23 protein-coding genes and 1 pseudogene are annotated in these 20,503 nt (G+C 32.1%); 15 read left to right on the plus strand and 9 right to left on the minus strand.

Going from position 1 to position 20,503, the window contains the following annotated elements:
* The first annotated feature begins 90 nt into the window (after positions 1 to 90).
* A complete protein-coding gene (locus B4G36_RS07810; protein WP_125350640.1) occupies positions 91 to 519 on the plus strand; it encodes an NUDIX hydrolase in 429 nt (142 codons plus the stop codon).
* Here the strand turns inward: B4G36_RS07810 and B4G36_RS07815 are convergent.
* Genes B4G36_RS07815 through greA form a run of 4 tightly spaced genes read right to left on the minus strand, consistent with a single transcriptional unit; the run spans position 516 to position 2,366 of the window.
* Positions 516 to 899, minus strand: coding sequence for a hypothetical protein (locus B4G36_RS07815; RefSeq protein ID WP_219035367.1), 384 nt, complete (start codon positions 897 to 899; stop codon positions 516 to 518). The genes B4G36_RS07810 and B4G36_RS07815 overlap by 4 nt on opposite strands.
* Positions 900 to 1,469, minus strand: coding sequence for a tetratricopeptide repeat protein (locus tag B4G36_RS07820; protein ID WP_219035368.1), 570 nt, complete (start codon positions 1,467 to 1,469; stop codon positions 900 to 902).
* 3 nt (positions 1,470 to 1,472) lie between these two features.
* A complete protein-coding gene (locus B4G36_RS07825; RefSeq protein WP_114999218.1) occupies positions 1,473 to 1,865 on the minus strand; it encodes an HIT family protein in 393 nt (130 codons plus the stop codon).
* A gap of 21 nt (positions 1,866 to 1,886) precedes the next feature.
* A complete protein-coding gene (greA, locus tag B4G36_RS07830; protein ID WP_019976987.1) occupies positions 1,887 to 2,366 on the minus strand; it encodes a transcription elongation factor GreA in 480 nt (159 codons plus the stop codon).
* 130 nt (positions 2,367 to 2,496) lie between these two features.
* Between greA and B4G36_RS07835 the strand changes: the two genes are divergently transcribed.
* From B4G36_RS07835 to B4G36_RS07870, 8 genes and pseudogenes are all read left to right on the plus strand, one after another.
* Positions 2,497 to 2,946, plus strand: coding sequence for a hypothetical protein (locus tag B4G36_RS07835; RefSeq protein WP_291063181.1), 450 nt, complete (start codon positions 2,497 to 2,499; stop codon positions 2,944 to 2,946).
* 206 nt (positions 2,947 to 3,152) lie between these two features.
* Positions 3,153 to 4,445 (plus strand): phosphopyruvate hydratase, encoded by a 1,293-nt coding sequence (eno, locus tag B4G36_RS07840; protein ID WP_291063183.1) that lies wholly within the window; start codon positions 3,153 to 3,155, stop codon positions 4,443 to 4,445.
* 80 nt (positions 4,446 to 4,525) lie between these two features.
* On the plus strand, positions 4,526 to 5,809 hold the full coding sequence (locus B4G36_RS07845; RefSeq protein WP_286496396.1) for a citrate synthase: 1,284 nt from the start codon (positions 4,526 to 4,528) through the stop codon (positions 5,807 to 5,809).
* Between the two features lie 133 nt (positions 5,810 to 5,942).
* Positions 5,943 to 6,611, plus strand: coding sequence for a sterol desaturase family protein (locus B4G36_RS07850; protein ID WP_286496397.1), 669 nt, complete (start codon positions 5,943 to 5,945; stop codon positions 6,609 to 6,611).
* 39 nt (positions 6,612 to 6,650) lie between these two features.
* Positions 6,651 to 7,559 carry a M28 family metallopeptidase gene (locus tag B4G36_RS07855; protein ID WP_291063186.1) on the plus strand — a complete coding sequence of 303 codons (909 nt, stop codon included), beginning with the start codon at positions 6,651 to 6,653 and terminating at the stop codon, positions 7,557 to 7,559.
* Positions 7,559 to 7,741: a hypothetical protein gene (locus B4G36_RS07860; RefSeq protein WP_125350646.1), complete on the plus strand. Its 183-nt coding sequence runs from the start codon at positions 7,559 to 7,561 to the stop codon at positions 7,739 to 7,741. The genes B4G36_RS07855 and B4G36_RS07860 overlap by 1 nt, the downstream gene beginning before the upstream one ends.
* Positions 7,742 to 7,807: 66 nt before the next feature.
* The gene (locus B4G36_RS07865) at positions 7,808 to 8,326 is read left to right on the plus strand and encodes a DUF421 domain-containing protein (protein WP_291063188.1); all 519 of its coding nucleotides are present in this window, start codon (positions 7,808 to 7,810) and stop codon (positions 8,324 to 8,326) included.
* A 6-nt stretch (positions 8,327 to 8,332) separates the two neighbouring features.
* Positions 8,333 to 8,900 (plus strand): annotated as a pseudogene (locus tag B4G36_RS07870) (DUF1572 family protein).
* 228 nt (positions 8,901 to 9,128) lie between these two features.
* Here the strand turns inward: B4G36_RS07870 and B4G36_RS07875 are convergent.
* The 3 genes from B4G36_RS07875 to gcvP all read right to left on the minus strand — a co-directional run bounded on the left by B4G36_RS07875 (position 9,129) and on the right by gcvP (position 13,179).
* Positions 9,129 to 9,422 carry a hypothetical protein gene (locus tag B4G36_RS07875; protein WP_291063190.1) on the minus strand — a complete coding sequence of 98 codons (294 nt, stop codon included), beginning with the start codon at positions 9,420 to 9,422 and terminating at the stop codon, positions 9,129 to 9,131.
* Positions 9,423 to 9,463: 41 nt separating this feature from the next.
* Positions 9,464 to 10,174: an aquaporin Z gene (gene aqpZ, locus B4G36_RS07880; RefSeq protein WP_291063192.1), complete on the minus strand. Its 711-nt coding sequence runs from the start codon at positions 10,172 to 10,174 to the stop codon at positions 9,464 to 9,466.
* A gap of 149 nt (positions 10,175 to 10,323) precedes the next feature.
* Positions 10,324 to 13,179 carry an aminomethyl-transferring glycine dehydrogenase gene (gene gcvP / locus B4G36_RS07885; RefSeq protein ID WP_291063194.1) on the minus strand — a complete coding sequence of 952 codons (2,856 nt, stop codon included), beginning with the start codon at positions 13,177 to 13,179 and terminating at the stop codon, positions 10,324 to 10,326.
* Between the two features lie 230 nt (positions 13,180 to 13,409).
* Between gcvP and hisE the strand changes: the two genes are divergently transcribed.
* The 3 genes from hisE to B4G36_RS07900 all read left to right on the plus strand — a co-directional run bounded on the left by hisE (position 13,410) and on the right by B4G36_RS07900 (position 15,046).
* Entirely contained in the window at positions 13,410 to 13,754 is a 345-nt protein-coding gene (gene hisE, locus B4G36_RS07890; RefSeq protein ID WP_125350653.1) for a phosphoribosyl-ATP diphosphatase, read from the plus strand.
* 18 nt (positions 13,755 to 13,772) lie between these two features.
* Positions 13,773 to 14,549 carry a M48 family metalloprotease gene (locus tag B4G36_RS07895; RefSeq protein WP_286495379.1) on the plus strand — a complete coding sequence of 259 codons (777 nt, stop codon included), beginning with the start codon at positions 13,773 to 13,775 and terminating at the stop codon, positions 14,547 to 14,549.
* A gap of 281 nt (positions 14,550 to 14,830) precedes the next feature.
* Positions 14,831 to 15,046, plus strand: coding sequence for a GNAT family N-acetyltransferase (locus B4G36_RS07900; RefSeq protein WP_260509645.1), 216 nt, complete (start codon positions 14,831 to 14,833; stop codon positions 15,044 to 15,046).
* Between the two features lie 11 nt (positions 15,047 to 15,057).
* On the opposite strand, the gene B4G36_RS07905 is transcribed toward B4G36_RS07900, so the two are convergent.
* Positions 15,058 to 15,459 carry a thiol-disulfide oxidoreductase DCC family protein gene (locus B4G36_RS07905; RefSeq protein WP_291063196.1) on the minus strand — a complete coding sequence of 134 codons (402 nt, stop codon included), beginning with the start codon at positions 15,457 to 15,459 and terminating at the stop codon, positions 15,058 to 15,060.
* A gap of 72 nt (positions 15,460 to 15,531) precedes the next feature.
* Between B4G36_RS07905 and B4G36_RS07910 the strand changes: the two genes are divergently transcribed.
* Both B4G36_RS07910 and B4G36_RS07915 read left to right on the plus strand, forming a co-directional pair.
* Positions 15,532 to 16,920 (plus strand): HTTM domain-containing protein, encoded by a 1,389-nt coding sequence (locus B4G36_RS07910; RefSeq protein ID WP_291063198.1) that lies wholly within the window; start codon positions 15,532 to 15,534, stop codon positions 16,918 to 16,920.
* Between the two features lie 42 nt (positions 16,921 to 16,962).
* Positions 16,963 to 17,466, plus strand: a complete 504-nt coding sequence (locus B4G36_RS07915; protein ID WP_291059334.1) for a DUF2314 domain-containing protein — start codon at positions 16,963 to 16,965, stop codon at positions 17,464 to 17,466.
* A gap of 75 nt (positions 17,467 to 17,541) precedes the next feature.
* Here the strand turns inward: B4G36_RS07915 and B4G36_RS07920 are convergent, their stop codons facing one another.
* On the minus strand, positions 17,542 to 19,674 hold the full coding sequence (locus B4G36_RS07920) for a Tex family protein (RefSeq protein WP_291063200.1): 2,133 nt from the start codon (positions 19,672 to 19,674) through the stop codon (positions 17,542 to 17,544).
* 360 nt (positions 19,675 to 20,034) lie between these two features.
* On the opposite strand from B4G36_RS07920, the gene B4G36_RS07925 reads away from it, so the two are divergent.
* On the plus strand, positions 20,035 to 20,457 hold the full coding sequence (locus tag B4G36_RS07925) for an acyl-CoA thioesterase (RefSeq protein WP_221856687.1): 423 nt from the start codon (positions 20,035 to 20,037) through the stop codon (positions 20,455 to 20,457).
* Positions 20,458 to 20,503: the final 46 nt, after the last annotated feature.

The raw sequence follows: 20,503 nt of genomic DNA on the forward strand, positions 1-20,503 counted from the left end.
GCAACGGATAGCCCGACCGAAGGGAACGCTATAATAATACGCATTTGAATGAAGAATTTTTATATATTTAGGTTTTAAAGTAAACAGGATATGAAACCATTTAATGTGCGTGTATATGCGTTATTGGAACACAAGGGAAAGGTATTGGTGATTCACGAGCCGTTCCAGGGAGAGTTAATTTATAAGTTTCCTGGCGGTGGATTGGAGTTTGGTGAAGGAACAAAAGATTGTATAAGGAGAGAGATAAAAGAGGAATTGAATTTGAAAGTAGAAGTTCATGAACATTTTTATACACAAGATTTTTTTGTGTTGAATGCTTTTGATCCGACAGAACAGGTTTTATTGATTTATTATAAAGCGACAATTACAGAGAAAGCATTGGATAAATTGAAAGTTTTGGATGCAGATATCAACGAATTGTTATGGTTATCCAAAGAAGAATTGAATGTAGAGAAATTTACGTTAGACGCAGATAAAGTGGTAATTGATTTGTATAAAAAAGAAAACTTCGAATCTTAAGACTCGAAGTTTATTATTTTTTGATCATCAAAATACTGTATAACGGCGTATTTCATTAACAAGGTTTGTTCATTTGTTTTGAGAGGTGGTAAATCTTCCAACAACTCAAAATGTGGCCAACCATCTGGATCTAATCCATCGAAACGATAAAAACCAAAAGGTTCTAACACGCGACAAACTGCAATGTGTAATAAATTGAGTTTATCATCTTTTTTGAATCGTTTTTTTCCTTGTCCTAATTCTTGAACACCGATCAAAAAAAGAATCGTATCTAAATCTGGTCTTTCACCGTCTGTGAAATTTTGTTGAAAGAATTCTTCAATCAGTTTCCACTTGTTGGTGTTTGATGATGATTCTTCTGTAATTTTTGATATATCCATTTAGAATTTACGTCCTTTGTGACGCATATGTGGGTTTTGTAATTGCGAATTACTTACGTTGAAACGTTTCATTTGATCATTCATCATTTTGATTTGATCTGTAAACATTCCTTTCGAATCGTTTTTCTTCGCTTCTTTAATGTAACCTTCCGCTTCTTTCTTTTTACCTTTTGACATTGCAGCTCCAGCCAAAGATAAATTAGCCATTGCTCTGTCATGATCAAACGATAAACCGTAGTTTAAGGCTTCTTTCATATATTTTTCTGAAACCCCTACATTGTCCTGCGCTTCAGTAATTCCCATCATGTAGTGGTAATATCCCATTTGTTTAGGAATTAATTCTGATGATGGATTTTTGATCTTTTGTAACCATTTTTTCGCTTTTGCCATATCCTCTTTACGTAAAAACCAGAAAGCTAACAAGATGTTTTCGTTTCTGAAATAGAATAAAATTGGAAATACAGTGACTAATAACGAAACAAATCCCCAACCGTATTCGCGAATGGTAAACAAAAAGATTGCTAAAACGATTAATACAGCGGCGATTACTAATTTAATGTATTTGTTCATCGATTATAAATATGATTTGATATTATCTGCAATTTCGATCATTTTCTCGGCAGATAATTGAAGTTTTGGATTTGAGAAATTGATATCTTGCATTGTATTTAGAGGAACCAAATGCACATGTACATGTGGTACCTCTAAACCAACAACAGCTACGCCAACGCGTAAACAAGGTATTGCTTTTTCTATAGCTTGTGCAATTTCGTAAGAAAAGTCCATTAAACCTAAATAGGTTTCTTTGTCTAAATCGAAGATTTTATCGACTTCTTTTTTCGGGATAACCAATACATGACCTTCTACCAAAGGAAAAGCGTCCAAAATAGCGATGTACTTATCGTTTTCGGCAATTTTGTATGATGGTATTTCTCCGTTTATAATTTTAGTGAAAATGCTTGCCATATGTTTTTAATTTTTGAAATCTTAGTCCAAAGATATTTCTAAAATTTCAAAATTTAAAGTCATTCCGTTAGGTAATGTAATTTCTGCAACTTCTCCAAGTGATTTTCCTAACAATCCTTTTGCGATTGGAGTATTCACAGAGATACGCATTTTAGCTAAATCAGCTTCAGATTCAGGTACCAAAGTGTACACTAATTCTTGTCCGTTCGCTGTATTTTTTATTTTAACTTTTGATAATATTGATACTTTAGAATGGTCTAATTTAGATTCATCAATTACGCGTGCATATGCTACAACTTCTTTCAATTTAGCAATTTGCATCTCTAACATTCCTTGAGCCTCTTTTGCAGCATCATATTCTGCATTTTCAGATAAATCTCCTTTATCACGCGCATCAGCAATTTGTTGCGAAATTTTTGGACGCTCAAAAGTTTCTAACTGATGAAGCTCTTCACGCAACTTTTCTAATCCCTCTTTCGTTACATATTGTATATTTGCCATAACAACAATGTTTAATTTTTTATTAAATAGATCTTATAAAATAAATAATCCTACACATATGTAATACTATGCGCAGGACTATTTAGTTATTGTACTACAAAGATAATAAAAAAAATACAGCAAATTAAAAATGAAACAATTTATTAAAACGATTCTAAATAAGGTTATTTTGGTTTGTGTTTTTGCTGGCTTATTTCAAGGCTGCAATTCAGATGATGGTACAGTAAGTTGTGTGCCAAATACAATTGTGAATGTATCAATCAATATCAATTTACCATTATATTCTAATCTTAATAATCCAGGAGGATGGGTATATGTTGAAGGAGCAACAGCAGGTTCTAGAGGTTTGATTGTGGTACGTACAGCTTCTAGTTTCAAAGCTTACGATCGCAATGCGCCGCATATTTGTCCTGGTGCAGAAACCACTCTGTATGTAAAGAATGACATCAGTATTGTGTGTGATGCAGATAATTCTGAATGGATTTTATTGACAGGACAACCTACAAAAGTAGCGAATAGAGCGCCAAGAACATACCAAGTGTATGTAAATGCAAATGGAACCCTTACAATAACAAATTAAATTTTTTATCTAAAGTTTTTTTAATTCACTCAAAAAATAATAATCTTTGCAGGCATCGAAATTATACTTCTTTATTATGCATGCATAAGTTTTTCGAATTGTTTTTGAATTAAATTATTTTTAAAAAAAGATAATTTCGTTGTAAAGATTACTCAAATCCATTATTTTTGGTAAATCAAAATTTTATCAATTAAAAAATATTAATAATGAGCATTATTTCGCATATCCATGCAAGACAAATTTTAGATTCTCGTGGTAACCCAACTGTAGAAGTAGACGTGTATACAGAATCAGGTGTTTTAGGTCGTGCAGCTGTTCCATCAGGAGCATCTACAGGAGAGTATGAAGCAGTAGAATTACGTGATGGTGGAGACTTGTACTTAGGTAAAGGAGTTTTGAAAGCTATCGAGAATGTAAATGAAGTGATTGCTCCAGAATTAATTGGTTTTTCTGTTTTTGAACAAAATTTAATCGATCAAGTAATGATTGATTTAGACGGAACTGAAAACAAAGCTAAATTGGGTGCTAATGCAATTTTGGGTGTTTCTTTGGCGGTTGCAAAAGCTGCAGCAGAAGAATTAGGTTTATCATTGTTTAGATACATCGGTGGAGTTAATGCAAACACATTACCAGTTCCAATGATGAATATCGTAAATGGAGGTTCTCACTCTGATGCGCCTATTGCGTTCCAAGAATTCATGATTATGCCAGTTCAGGCAGCATCTTTTTCTGACGCTTTACGCAAAGGAACAGAAGTTTTTCATGCATTAAAGAAAATTTTACACGACCGTGGTTTATCTACAGCAGTAGGTGACGAAGGTGGATTTGCACCAACTTTTGATGGTACAGAAGATGCTTTAGATACTGTAATTTCTGCAATAGAAAAAGCAGGTTACAAAGCAGGTGAAGAAATTATGATTGCACTAGATTGTGCATCATCAGAATTCTATCACGATGGAAAATATGACTATACAAAATTCGAAGGAGAGAAAGGAGCTATCCGTACTTCTGCAGAGCAAGCAGCTTATTTAGCAGAATTGACAGAGAAATATCCAATTATTTCGATTGAAGATGGTATGGATGAAAACGATTGGGAAGGTTGGAAAATCTTAACAGATAAAATCGGTAAACGTGTTCAGATTGTTGGAGATGATTTACTGGTAACGAATGTAACTAAATTAGAAAAAGCAATTGATGCTGAAACAGCAAATTCTATCTTAGTAAAATTCAATCAAATTGGTACGTTAACAGAAACGATCAAAGCAGTACAAATGGCACAAAATGCACGTTATACAGCAGTTATGTCTCATCGTTCTGGAGAAACAGAAGATGCTACAATTGCAGATTTAGCTGTTGCTTTGAACACAGGACAAATCAAAACTGGTTCTGCTTCTCGCTCTGATCGTATGGCGAAATACAACCAACTATTACGTATTGAAGAGATTCTTGGAGAAACTGCAATTTTTCCAGGGCTTAAGGCTTTTAAAGTTAAGCGATAAAATAATTTGAGACTGACATTTATCAGTCTCAAATTAATAAAAAAAGTGTAAATTACGCAATAAATAATATAAACTATAAAATGTCAGATAAGGTAATATTAAATTACAACGGAAATGAGTTGGAGCTACCTGTTACAACTGGTACAATGGATGAAAAATCTATTGATATTTCCAAGTTAAGAAGTGCTACTGGATTAATCACAATGGATCCAGGTTACAAAAATACAGGGGCATGCGAATCTAAAATTACTTTTTTAGATGGTGAAGAAGGTAAGTTGATGTACCGTGGATATCCTATTGAACAATTAGCAGAGAAATCTTCTTTCGTAGAAGTAATGTATTTGTTAATCAAAGGAGAATTACCTACACAAGCTGAATTAGATAAATTTATCGCTGATATTAATGAGTATAACTATGTGTCAGAAGATTTAATCAAAATCTTAGATGCATTCCCAAGTTCTGCTCACCCAATGGGAGTATTAACATCTTTAACAGCTGCTTTATCAGCATTCAACCCAAAAGTTGTTGATGTTACTTCTCCAGATGATATGTACAAAGCGGCAGTTACTTTATTAGGTAAATTCCCAGTATTAGCGTCTTGGACACAAAGAAAAATTAAAGGATTACCAGTTAACTACTCTAACGACAAATTATCTTATGTAGAAAACTTTTATCAATTATTATTCAAAAAACCAGGTCAAGAATTAGACTTAGATCCAGTTATTATTGATGCAATTGACAAATTATTAATCTTACACGCAGATCACGAGCAAAACTGTTCTACATCAAGTGTACGTTTAGTAGGTTCTTCTCATGCAGGTTTATTTGCTTCTATCTCTGGAGGTATTTCTGCATTATGGGGACCGTTACACGGAGGTGCTAACCAAGCAGTATTAGAAATGTTAGAAGCAATCAAAAATGATGGTGGAGATGTTGAAAAATACTTAGCTAAAGCAAAAGATAAAAACGATCCATTCCGTTTAATGGGATTTGGACACCGTGTTTATAAAAACTTTGACCCTCGTGCGAAAATCATCAAAGTATCTGCGGATAACGTTTTAGAGAAATTAGGAATCAATGATCCTATTTTAGATATTGCGAAAAAATTAGAGCAAGCTGCTTTAGAAGACGAGTATTTCAAATCAAGAAACTTATATCCAAACGTAGATTTCTATTCAGGAATTATCTACAAAGCGTTAGATATCCCAACTGAAATGTTTACAGTTATGTTTGCTGTTGGACGTCTACCAGGATGGATTGCACAGTGGATGGAAATGCGCGAAACAAATCAACCAATTGGTCGCCCTCGTCAATTATACACAGGAGCACCATTACGTGATTACGTTGAAATTGAAAACAGATAAGAATTTTCTTATTTATCATATAATCCGAAAATCAAACTTTGATTTTCGGATTTTTTTTAACAATTAATTTTTAGAGATTGTTTGTTTAAAATATGTTAAAACCTTATTTTTAAGTAAATTAAATTTTGTAACCATGAAATTTGAGAAAATACATAATAAAGGTCAAGCGCAAATCTTTGAAAACAAATACCTCGAAATGTTGACAAAAGGTCATCCCGCAGTTATTTGGGGAATGTACATTCCTCTACTTTCCTATTGTATTTATTATGGTATTTATAGCTACGACTTATCTACAATAACAGTTATTTCAATTTTTTTTGGTGCGATGCTATTTTGGACCTTGTTCGAATATTTTGCGCATCGTTATCTTTTTCATTGGACAGCCGAACAACCAAGTCTAAAACGAATTGTTTACATTTTTCACGGAAATCATCATCATTATCCACGCGATAAACAACGTTTGTTTATGCCTCCAGTTCCAAGTATTCTTTTGGCATCAATCATTTTCTTGATTCAATATTTAATTTTAGGGAAATATGCCTTTGCTTTCTTTCCTGGTTTTATGATTGGCTATTTATTGTATGCATCTATGCATTATTTGATTCATGCTATTGCACCACCTTTCAAGTTTATGAAACCACTTTGGCGTAATCATCATTTGCATCATTATAAAGACGAAGAATTAGGTTTTGGCGTTTCCAATACGTTTTGGGATCGTATTTTCGGAACAATGTTCGACCTAAAGAATGAAAAAGAAGACAAAGAAAAAGTAAAAGAATTGATGTTTGAGAAGAAAAGTTAATTTTTCGTATCTTCCGTCAAATTAATCACACATATAAAAATGAAAAAATATACTTTACTTGCAATTGGATTACTTGCTTTCAATCAAGCAAACGCGCAATATTCAAAAGAAAATCAAAAGAAATATGTCGAAGAATTAGCTTCTGATGCTATGAAAGGTCGAAAATTTGGAACAACAGAAAATCGTTTGGCTGCTGAATTGATTGCAAAAAAGTTCAAAGAAAATAATCTAAAACCATGTGTTGGTGATTCGTATTTAATCGAATTTGAATACAATGGGAAAACAGGACAAAATGTTTGCGGAATCAAAGAAGGTAAATCGACTGATATTTATGCTGTAGGTGCACATTTTGATCATGTTGGAACAAGTGATAAAAGCGAAGATAAAATTTTCAATGGAGCTGATGACAATGCAAGTGGAACATCGGCTGTAATGGCGTTGTCTGATTATTTTAAAAATAAGAAAGTGAAGCAAACCATGATGTTTATGGCTTTTGATGCTGAAGAAATTGGATTAATTGGTTCTAAAATGTTGGTTGAAAATCCGGATTTCCAAAAATATTTACAGCAAATGAAAGTGATGTTGAATTTAGAAATGATTGGAACGGTATCTGCTTTTGGCGAAGGTAAAGTGTATATGACAGGAAGTGATCGTTCGGATTTGATGGAGATTATGAATAAAAATTCTTGCAAAACGTTTAACGTAGAGCACGATCCTTATTTACAACAGCAATTGTTTTTCCGTTCAGATAATGTAAACTTTGTCAATCATAAGGTGGTTTCTCACTCACTTTCATCGGTCAATATGGAAAATCAAAATCATTATCATCAAGTTAATGATGAAATTTCGGTGATTAATTTTAAAAATCTTTCAACAATCACAAAAGGAATTGGACGTAGCTTAAATAAAATGATGAAGAAAAATATTCAACCAAAATATAACAACTAATGGATAAAGCAATTAATATTGTTAGTATTGCAGTTATTGTAATTTTATTGTTAGCGTTTTTATCAGAAAAATTTTTCCCAATAAGAGGTCTTGAATTGTTTTATGAGAAAAAATTTTATCTCGCAATTATCTATTTAATTTTAAGAGTTTCCAGAATTTATATTCTTAGAAAATCAAAATAAATTTTTAAATCCGTTCCAATTTCAGAACGGATTTTTTAGTACCTTTTATTTACTTAAAATAAATGTATGGAAGGTTATTTAGAAATTGTTTTGCGCTGTATTTCGGTGTATTTTTTTATGTTAATTGCACTTAGAATTTTTGGTAAACAGCAATTATCCCAATTAAATACGGCCGATGTAATCTTAATTTTATTAATTAGTAACGCTGTACAAAATGCAATGGTTGGTTCAGATTCGAGTTTGCAAGGTGGATTGATAGCAGCTTTTGTATTGTTTCTTTTAAATTTTATTGTCAAAAGAATAATGTTGAAAAATAAATTTTTAGGAAACTTAATTGAACAAAAATCTGAAATTTTAATCCGTAATGGAAAAGCTGATTTTATGATGTTGAGCAAATTGGGAATTAATTCGGAAGAATTGAACGAAGCAATGCGCGAACATGGTGTAGAACATATTAAAGATGTGAAATTGGCGATGATGGAGATTGATGGAAATATCTCAATAGTGACAACGGATAAAAATCAATTTAAGGAAACGCATTATAAACGCAAGCATAATCACAAAAATTTGCAAGGAACTAATTAACAGAATATGGAAAATAATTTAGTAAACGGGATTATCAAACAATTCCAGTATTATAAACATTTGGGTGAAAAAACATTTTCGCAATTAACGGATGAAGAATTGTTTTGGCAATACAATGAAAACTCAAATAGCATTGCGATTATCGTGAATCATCTTTCAGGAAATATGTTGTCGCGTTGGACTGATTTTTTGACAACAGATGGAGAAAAAGAGTGGCGAAATCGTGATGAAGAATTTGAAGATACAATCAAAACAAAAGCTTTTAGAGAAATGGGAGAAAGGGTGGAAATGTTTGTTTGATGCTTTAGCACAAATAAAAACCGATGAAGATTTACAGCAAATTATTTATATCCGAAATGAAGAACATACAGTAATAGAAGCCATTAATCGTCAATTGACGCATTATCCGTATCATGTTGGTCAAACTATTTTTATAGGAAAATTAATAAAAGACATAGACTGGAATTCACTTTCGATTCCAAAAAATAAATCAGCAGATTATAATCAAACAAAATTTTCTTCTGATAAAAAAACTCAACATTTTACTGATGAGTTTTTGAAAGATAAAAATTAAGTTATTTTATTAAAAAATTATTGTACTGTCATCATCTAATTTTTTATTTGAAATAGTAAAGTAATCCATTTGTTTAAAATCTAAATCTTGGATATTAATTGTATTATTTAACGTTATTTTTTTGTTAGTTAATCTATATAAATCATAAGCAAGAGGGAACTCTGCCCATTCTTTTGTGTATTGATAACCGTCAATTATTTTATTCGTTTTTTTATCAATTTTTAATATTTATAAATCATGGAAGATTTTTATTTCTCCTGTGTACGAAAGACCATCGTATGTTTTAATGAAATTGTAAACAGCATACTCACCTTTTGTAGGAGTAAAAATATCTTCTATAGTAGTAAATTTTTCATCATAGTTTTTACAATCTAAAAATTGAATAAAACATTCAAATAAATCGTAATTAATATTAGAATAATCAGATTTAGTTATTAAAACATAATTGTTTTTTGTTTGAGAAAATCCTATTGATGATAGAATGATAAGTATAAAACCTAAAATATATTTTGATTTATTCATTTAAAATATTTAATAATAAAAGCTCATTCGGAGCTTTTATTTTATGCTTGACTTTCGTCTTTTTGTAATAATAATTTATAAATTAATCCACCTACAATTGCGCCAGCGATTGGTGTAACCCAAAATAACCATAATTGTGTTAAAGGTTCGCCGCCTATAAAAATAGCTTGTGATGTAGAACGGGCAGGGTTTACGGATGTGTTAGTGATTGGAATAGAAATTAAGTGAATTAATGTTAAGGCTAATCCAATTGCAATTCCAGCAAATTTTCCGTTTGCAAATTTATCTGTAGCACCTAAAATAACAATTAAGAAGAAGGCTGTTAAGACATATTCAATTAGAAAAGCAGATAACATGCTATAACCATGTGGAGAAAAGGCTCCATATCCATTGGAAGCGAATGCACCAGCTTTGGTATTTTCAATTGCAAAATCTGAGTTTCCAGATGCGATTAAGTATAATACACCAGCTGCAGCAATTGCTCCGAGTACTTGTGAAATAATATAAGGAATAAGTTGTTTTCCATCAAATCGTCCTCCAGCAAATAATCCGAAAGAGACAGCAGGGTTGAAATGTCCTCCAGAAATATGACCAACTGCATAAGCCATTGTTAACACAGTAAGACCAAATGCTAATGCAACACCAGCGTAACCAATTCCTAATTCGGGAATACCAGCTGCAAAGATTGCACTACCACAACCTCCGAAAACTAACCAAAAAGTACCGAAAAACTCGGCAGCATAATTTTTCATAAATGTTTTAATATTAAAAGTTTAGTTAGAATGAATTTTAAAAAAAATTAAGAAATACAAACATTTTAAACATTTAAATTATTTCAATAAAAAAATCGCTCCGATTTCTCAGAGCGATTTGTATTTATAATATATTCTTTCTAGAATAATTAATCCATATAGGCTTCGATAGGAGCACATGTACAAATTAAGTTACGATCTCCGTAAGCATCATCAATACGAGAAACAGATGCAAAGAATTTACGCTCGCGAACCCATTCTGCTGGATATGCAGCTTTAGAACGAGAGTAAGGATATTCCCACTCGTCTGCTGTAATCAAGTGAATTGGGTGAGGCGCGTTGTGTAATACATTGTTGTCAACTGGATAATCTCCGTTTGCAACTTCGTCGATTTCTTGACGAATAGAAATTAATGCATCACAAAAACGATCTAATTCTGCTTTGTTTTCTGATTCTGTAGGCTCTACCATCAACGTTCCAGCAACTGGGAAAGATACTGTTGGTGCGTGGAATCCGTAATCAATCAAACGTTTTGCAATATCAGTAACTTCGATACCTGTTTTTTTGAATGGACGACAATCTAAGATAAATTCGTGTGCCACTACATTGTTTCCATTTGTATATAAAATGTCAAAATGTTTCTCTAAACGAGTTTTCATGTAATTAGCATTTAAAATTGCACCTTGTGTCGCTTTCAATAAACCTTCTGCTCCTAACATTAAAATGTAAGAGTAAGAAATTGGTAAAATGAACGCAGAACCATAAGGAGCTGCAGCAAATGTATTTGTCGCTTCTTTTCCTCCAGTTTCGATTAATGGAGAAGATCCTAAGAAAGGAGCTAAGTGTGCTTTAACACAAATTGGTCCTACACCAGGTCCTCCACCTCCGTGAGGAATAGCGAATGTTTTGTGTAAGTTTAAGTGACAAACGTCTGCACCAATATTTCCTGGAGAAGTTAATCCAACTTGTGCATTCATATTTGCACCGTCCATATAAACTTGACCTCCGTATGCGTGAATCATTTCAGTAACTTCTTCGATATTGCTATCAAAAGCGCCATAAGTTGATGGATAAGTAATCATCAATGCAGCTAAGTTATCTTTATGTTTTTCACATTTTTCTTTCAAGTCAACTAAATCTGTTTCACCAGATTCTAAGTTTTTCACAACAACAACTTGCATTCCAGCCATTGCAGCAGAAGCAGGGTTAGTTCCGTGAGCAGATTGTGGAATCAACACTACATTTCTGTGTCCTTCTCCTTTTGCCTCAAAGTAAGAACGAATAACCATTAAACCTGCATATTCTCCTTGTGCACCAGAATTTGGTTGTAAAGAAGTTGCATCAAAACCTGTAATTACAGCTAAATAATCTTCTAAGTTTTTGATTAATGTTTGGTAACCTTCTACTTGATCTTTTGGAGTGAAAGGGTGAACATTCCCCATTCTTTCCCAAGACATATGCAATAATTCTGTTGCAGCATTCAATTTCATTGTACAAGAACCTAATGCAATCATCGATTGGTTAAGCGCTAAATCTTTACGTTCTAAACGTTTGATGTAACGCATTAATTCTGTTTCTGTATGATATAAATTGAAGTTTTCGTGTGTTAAGAAATCAGAAGTTCTGATTAAATCTTGAGGTAAATAAGAATCATCTACTTCAAATTCGAAACCGTCTTCTGTGTTTTTAATTGTTGCAAAAACACTTAAAATTTCAAAAATATCTTCTTCAGAAGTCATTTCATCAATTGTGATTGAAATTTTTCCGTTTTCGAATCCATTTACATTAATTTCTTCTTCTGCAAAAATCTTCACAATTTCGTCAGAGTTTTCAACCTCAATTTGAATTGTATCGAAGAAATTTGTATTCACTAATTTAAATCCTAAATGCTCTAAACCTCCGTGTAAAACAGCTGCTTTAGTATGGATTTGATCAGCGATATATTGTAAACCATCTTTACCGTGATAAACCGCGTAGAAAGAAGCCATAACTGCTAACAATACTTGTGCAGTACAAATGTTAGAAGTTGCTTTTTCACGTTTGATATGTTGTTCACGCGTTTGTAAAGCCATACGCAATGCATAATTTCCTAAACGATCTTGAGAAACTCCAATAATACGTCCTGGAATTACACGCTTATATTCTTCTGTACAAGATAAGAAAGCTGCGTGTGGTCCACCGTATCCCATTGGAACACCAAAACGTTGAGAAGTACCAATTGCGATATCAGCTCCCCATTCACCTGGAGGTGTTAATAATGTTAAAGCTAATAAATCTGTTGCAACAGCAACTTTTACGTTAACAGCATTTGCTTTTTCTACAAATGATTTATAATTATTGATTTGTCCTCCTTTTCCGATGTATTGTACAATCGCTCCGAAGAATTCTTCTGTTAATTCAGTTGTTTCAAAGTTTCCAACAACTAATTCAATTCCTAAACCGTGTGCTTTCGTTTCTAAAACTGCTACAGATTGAGGGAATAAGTTGTCTGCTACAAAAAATTTGTTGACATTGTTTTTCTTTTGATCACGAGAACGAGATTCAAATAACATGTGCATTGCTTCACCACATGCAGTACCTTCGTCTAATAAAGAGGCATTTGCGATAGGTAAACCTGTTAAATCAGAAATAACAGTTTGGAAATTTAATAAAGCTTCTAAACGTCCTTGCGCAATTTCCGCTTGGTATGGTGTATAAGCTGTGTACCAACCAGCATTTTCTAATATATTACGTTGAATTGGTGCTGGTAAAATTGTACCATAATATCCATATCCAAGATAATTTTTTACTTTTTTATTTTTTGAAGCGATTTCAGCTAAATGATTAATAGCTTCAAATTCTGATAAAGCTTCTGGTAGATCCAAAGCATTTTTCAATCGAATGTTCTGAGGAACTGTTGCCTCAATTAAAGAATCAATAGAATCTTTCCCAATAACAGAAAGCATTTCAGCTGCTTGCTGCGCATTGTTTCCAATATGTCTAATGGAAAAATCGTTTGTGTTCATTGTGTTTGCGCTATGTTTATTTTCGCGTAAAAATACGTTTTTTTATCTTAAAATAAAAGTGAACAACAATCTTAAAAATTAATTGAATGAATTGATTAGAATTTTATTTTTTTAGAAATAAATGTGAATAAAAACTTTCTTTTTTTTCAAAAAATAGTAATATTGGCAATAGAATTGAGATAAATAATTCGGTAGAATTTCTTAAATTTATTCTACGTTTAAAAAAATCTATGAAAACAAACGATTTTATGGAACTTAATGAAAATACTTCTGAAGTCAAAAAAGAGAAAAAATTTCCATTCTTAAAGAAATTGGAAATAATGATGGAAGAGGCGAAATTAGAGGATGCGAAAAAATCTAAAATGAAACGTGTTCATAAAAAAGGTAATTCGCAAATCGCTAAAAAAATGGGGGAAGAAGCCGTAGAAATGGTGATTGCTTCGGAACAAGATAACGACGAAAACTTTTTGGAAGAATCGGCAGATGTTTTCTTTTATTACCTTATGGCTTTACATGCGCGTGGCTTTGAATTAAAAGATGTTTTGGAGATTTTAAAGAAAAGGCACAAAAAATAATTAACACCTTATATTGATATGCAAAAGGGCGGAACGTCGATGAAATTAATAATTGCCGCAGCAATTGTTATTTTTTCTGTTATAAAATATTTTTCTTCTTCGGAAGTCAATGAAATTACAGGCGAAAAGCAATATATTTCATTAACCAAAGATGACGAAATTGCGATGGGAATTAATTCGGCTCCGCAAATGGCTCAAGAGTTTGGTGGACTATCTCGCAATGCCCAATACCAAGAACTTGTAAAACGAGTAGGCGCGAAAGTGGTCAATACTAGTGATGCGCATAAAACGAATTATCCATTTCAGTTTTATGTGTTAGCAGATAATCGAACTGTAAATGCTTTTGCATTGCCTGGTGGCCCAATTTTTATTACCGAAGCTTTGTTGACGCGTTTGCAAAACGAAGATCAATTGGCTGGAGTTTTGGGACACGAAGTTGGTCACGTTATTGCGCGTCATAGTGCAGAACAAATGTCGAAACAAGAACTTTCGCAAGGAATTGCAGGAGCGGCAGGTGTTGCAGCTGGAGACGCAAATTCGGCTTATTATGCGCAAGTTGTGGCAAATATGGTGAACATGAAATATGGTCGTGATGATGAATTGGAGTCTGATGATTTGGGCGTTCGATTTATGATTCAAGCAGGATATAATCCAGAAGCATTGATTGGTGTAATGGATATTTTGGAAGAAGCTTCGGGAGGAAGCCAAGTTCCAGAGTTTCAGAGTACGCATCCATCACCATCTAATCGTCGCGAAAAAATAAAAGCTGCAATTGAGAAATACAGAAGTCAGTAGAAATATATATGGTTTTAACTTATAGAGAAGCATCATTATCTGATGTTGAAAATCTTCGTACTCTTGGGATAGATTCTTATCAACAATTCGAACATGTTTTAAACCCTTTGAATTGGAATAAGATGTACTCTTTTTTAAGTGCATAACAATCGTATAGAGATTTACTTTCCAAATCTACTTGTTTTGTTTGCGAATTCGATAATCAGATTATTGGTATGGCTTTTTTAGTTTCGAAAGGAAATCCTACCGAAATATTCGAAAAAGATTGGACTTAATTGAGAATGGTTGGAGTCCATCCTAATTTTTTAGGAAAAGGAATAGGTAGAGAATTAATAAAAATTTGTATTTTATTTGCAAAAGAATCAGATGAAAAAATTATCGCACTTCATACATCAGAATTTATGAATTCAGCTCGACATCTTTATGAAGATTTAGGGTTTGTAATGAACAAAGAACAAAACCAATTTTTGATAAAAAATACTGGATTTATTTGTTAAAGCTTTAAAATTTAATCTAAAAACTTCGCCTTCAATTCTGGACTAGGTAGCCAGCAACTTTCTTGTTTTCCAAACCAACGATAACGATTCTTCGCAATAAAACTATAAACCACATCGCGCAAAGGCTTTGGAACAATCATAAAAATAGTCAACAACGAAGTTATTCCGTCCAAATATTTCGAAATTTTAAGTGCGGCAGATGATTTGGTATAAAATTTATCATCTTCAATAAAAACGATAGAATCAAATTTTGTCGCATCCAGATTATTTTCTTTCAAGAAATTTTGTCCAAAATCAGATTGTAAAGAAGCAAAACGAAATTGATTTTTTTTGTCATGTTCTATCACAAACTGAACAGATTGATTGCATAAATTGCAAATTCCATCAAACAAAATAATTTTCCTCGTTTTCATACAATAAATATACGCCAAAAGTAGCTAAACTCTAAAGGTTATTTTTAAATTAGCCAAAATTAACAATCAATCATGTTTAGCGAATATTTATTCCGAAAAGTTGATAATTCTCCACTTGTAATTTTCCGAATAATCTTTGGTTTATTAATTGTTGCAGAATGTTGGGGAGCCATTTTTACAGGTTGGGTACAAACAAATTTTGTTGAACCGCACATTACATTTTCGTTCATCGGATTCGAGTGGACAAATGTCTTCTTGGGACAAAATATGATTTATTTGTACGTGCTCATGGGAATTTTAGGCTGGTTTATCGTGTTTGGATTTGCTTACCGATTTTCGATTATAGTATTTTCTATTTTATGGTCGTTGACGTATTTCATGCAAAAAACAAGCTACAACAACCATTATTATCTGTTTATGCTAGTTTCGTGGATGATGACAATAATTCCTGCGCATCATTTCTTTTCGATTGATAGTTTGATTTTCCCGAAAATAAAACGTCTAACTATGCGCAATTGGGTGCCAACTTTATTCATTATTCAGTTATTGATTGTATACACTTTTGCTGCTTTCGCGAAGATTTATCCAGATTGGTTTAACGGTGTTTTTTTACAAATGAAATTTCACGAATATGGCGATTTATTAACAACAAAATATAATTTGATTGGATTAGGAAAAGTTGTAAGTAGTTTAGAGTTTGCACAGGTTTTTGCTTGGGGCGGATTCTTTTTCGATTTATTGATTATTCCTGCAATGTTGATGAATAGAACGCGCGGGATTGCTTTCAAATGTGCTGTAGCCTTTCATATTTTCAATTCAGCAGTTTTCGGGATTGGGATATTTCCTTTCTTTGCTTTGGCAATGTTAATATTCTTTTATGATCCAGTAAAAATTCAGGAAGTTATTTTTCCTAAAAAATCATTTATGATGGATCGTTCAGATGATGATAATTTATTGACAACTCGTCGTGTCATGTTCTCTTATTTGATGTTTTTCTACGTAGTTTGGCAAATATATTTACCTGTTCGCCATTACTTTATTCCCGGAAATGTTTTTTGGACAGAGGAAGGTCATCGCATGGCTTGGCGAATGATGTTGCGTAACAAAGCGGGTGAAGTTGTGGTATATGTTTCGAAACCAGATCCACAGAAAAAAGGTAAATTCTTGAAACAAGAGAAAGTAGATTTGACTAAATATCTAACCTTTAAACAAATGTCAAAAATGGCGGTTAGTCCAGATATGATGTGGCAATTTGCACGCTATGTAAAATATGATTATGCGAAAAATGGTGTGAATGATGTCAAAGTTTTTGTGGATGCAAAAGTTTCTGTCAATGGCAGCGATTATTATCAATTTACAAATGCAAATTACAATTTAGCTTACACAACTTGGAGTTATTTTGGACATCAAAAATGGATTCAGCCAACACCAAAAGAGTTGAATTTATCTTATTTTGAATAAATTTATGTAACTTTATAAGACAACAATCAAAGAAATACAATTATGAAATATACATTATTCGCAATAGCTTTTTCGGCTTTATTATTTTCTTGTGGTAATAAGGAAGATAATGGAGTAAGTGCTTACAAAGGTTTGGATAAGCAAAAGCAAGAACAAAAAGATTTGGATAGTATTGGAAAGGAAGCACAACAAACGTTTGATGATTTCAAATTGGCGTTATCGATGAAAGATACTACAACGACTAATTTTATTGTCAAACAAATGTATGATATTCCGAATGCGACACAAAAAGAACATATTTGGATTCGTGATGTATATTCGGATAACGATCAATTAAAAGGAATTGTAGACAACGTTCCGCAATACACAAAATTGGTGAAACACAATGATACAGTTGTGATTGATCCGACCAAATTATCGGATTGGATGTATTATAAAGGTGATAAAATGATTGGAGGATTTACAATAAAATATATGCGTAGTAAGATGACTGATGCGCAGAAAAAAGAGTTTGATAAACAATATAAAGTAAAATTTGAAGATTAGTTTCTGCTCAGAAAATAATAAAATCAAAAAGGCAATCTTTTGTTAGATTGCCTTTTTATTTTGAAATTATTTTCCTTAATCAATCAAAGACAATTGAATTTTACGTTTTTCTGTATCAATTCCAATTACGGTTACTTCAATTTGTTGACTTAAATGCACTTTTGAATTTACATCTGAAATAAATTCATTCGAAATTTTAGAAATATGAATTAAACCATTTTCTTTAATTCCTATATCTACAAAACAGCCAAAATTGGTAATATTATTAATAATTCCAGGAACTTTCATGCCCAATTGCAAATCTTCGAATTTCTTTAATCGTTGATCAAAACTAAAAACTTTGGCTGTAGAACGCGGATCTAAACCAGGTTTTTCGAGTTCCTTTTTAATATCTTCTAAAGTTGGTAAACCTACTTTTTCGGTAATATATTTGGTCAAATCAAGTTGATTAATCAATTCTTTATTCTGAATTAAATCTTTCAAATCAACTTTCAAATCTTTCGCCATTTTCTCTACAAGAGCATACGATTCTGGGTGAACAGCAGAATTATCTAACGGATTTTTTGCATTTGGAATTCGTAAAAAAGCAGAAGCTTGTAAGAATGCTTTTTCACCCAAACGAGGAACTTTTAGTAACTCTTTTCTCGAATTAAACGCACCATTTTCGCTTCGATATTCTACAATATTTTCAGCCATTTTTTCACCAATTCCTGCAACATAATTTAGTAAATGTTTGCTTGCTGTGTTCAGATTTACACCAACTTTGTTTACACAGAAAGAAACAACATCATCCAACTCATTTTTCAATAAAGTTTGATCGACATCATGTTGATACTGACCAACTCCAATCGATTTTGGCTCTATTTTTACTAATTCTGCCAAAGGATCTTGTAAACGGCGGCCTATAGAAACAGCGCCACGAACGGTAACATCTTTATCTGGAAATTCGTCGCGCGCAATTTTAGAAGCCGAATAAACCGAAGCACCAGCTTCATTTACAACAAAAACTTTTAGTGGACGATCAAATGCAATATTCTGAACCAAATATTCTGTCTCGCGAGAAGCTGTTCCATTTCCTATTGAAATTGCATCTACATTATAAGCATTGACAAGCGATTTTAATTTTTTGATAGCTTGAGTTTTTTCATTTTGTGGCGCATGAGGATAGATATTTTCGTTGTGTAACAAATCGCCTTGCTCATCTAAAACAACCACTTTGCATCCCGATTTGTAACCAGGATCTATTGCCAAAATTCTTTTTTCTCCCAAAGGTGGTGCTAATAGCAGTTGATTTAGATTTTTGGAAAAAACATTGATTGACGTTTCATCTGCTTTTTCTTTTGCCTCTTTCAATACTTCATTTGAAATTGAAGGAGCTAAAAGTCGTTTGTAGGCATGTTTTATAGCTTCTTCAATAACCCAAGAAACTTCTGGTTGAATAGATTTTATCAACGTATATTCCAAAAATTTGAAGGCTTCTTTTTTATCAATTGATACATTTACTTTTAAAAAACCTTCGTTCTCACCTCTTAAAATAGCCAATAAACGATGTGAAGCAATTTTTTTTAAAGGCTCTTCGTATTCAAAATAATTTGAATATTTAGTTGAATCTTCATCGTCTATTTTAGATTTGACCAATTTACTTTCAATAAAAGCAGATTTTCTGAAAATATCTCGTAATCGATGACGTACATACTCATTTTCATTGATCCATTCCGCAATAATATCTTGAACCCCCGAAAAAGCTTCTTCGATACTTGTCACATCTTCATTCAGATATTTTTTTGCTAAATCATCCAAATCAGGAATATTATTTTGTTTCATGATGATTTTCGCCAAAGGCTCTAAACCTTTTTCTTTCGCAATTGTCGCACGTGTTTTTTTCTTCTTTTTATAAGGAAGATATAAATCCTCTAATTGGACCAAATCAAAACTTTTCTGAATACGTTGTTGTAATTCATTATTCAATTGATTTTGTTCTTCTAATGTTTTTAAAATAAATTCTTTTCGAGAAACAATTTCATTGTATTGATTTTGAAGTTTTTTTATAGAAGAAATTTGAACCTCATCAAGATTTCCTGTGACCTCTTTTCTATATCTTGCAATAAAGGGTATGGTGTTGTCTTCATTCAAACAATTTACTGTATTGTTGATTGATTTTTCTGGAATAGAATTAAGATGTTGATGAATGTATTGAATCAAATTCATATTAAAAGTTTGGTTTTGCAAATTACTATTTTTCACAAACATAAAAAATAGCATATTTTATTTATACAGGTCGTATTAAATAGAATATTGGTTTTTTATTAATCTAATATTTAGAGTTTTTTATATCAGTCTTATTTCAAATAAAAAAATATAATTAAAATTTTCTAAAAAAATTTGTTTTTTATTAAATTATTTCTAAATTTGAAATCAGGTAGTAGAGAGTAAGATTGATTTTTTTTAATGTTAAATTTATACTTACTAGTGTAAGTTTTTTTAAAAATCAATTGGGTTTAAGCTGAGGAGCTTAAACCCGTTTTTTTTTATACAACTTTCTTATCTTTGAGCAAATATATCTACAAAATGGCTCGTATAAAATTAGATTTTTCAGACAAATTTTTATTTTCAACAATAATACCAGTACGCATAACTGATCTCAATTATGGAAATCATTTGGCAAACGATAAAGTATTGTCCATTATACATGAATCGCGAATTCAGTTTTTTCAACATTATGGCTATTCGGAATTAGATTTTGGAGGTGTAAGTGTGATTATGGGTGATGTTGCGATTGAGTATAAAAATCAAGCTTTTTATGGTGATGAATTGTTGATTGAGATTGGTGTGCAAGATTTTTCGCGTGTTAGTTTTGATGTAATCTATAAAATTTCTACAAAAGATAAATTAATTGCAAAAGCGAAAACAGGAATTGTGACCTTCGATTATCAGCAAAATAAAGTGGTTGAGGTTCCTCAAAAGATAAAAGATCTTTTTGAAGTTGTATAATCTTATAAATTAATTACGCTAATCATTTAAGTCTTTGTAAATTTGC

Source organism: Empedobacter sp. UBA3239, from assembly GCF_002362875.1.
Lineage (GTDB): Bacteria > Bacteroidota > Bacteroidia > Flavobacteriales > Weeksellaceae > Empedobacter > Empedobacter falsenii_B.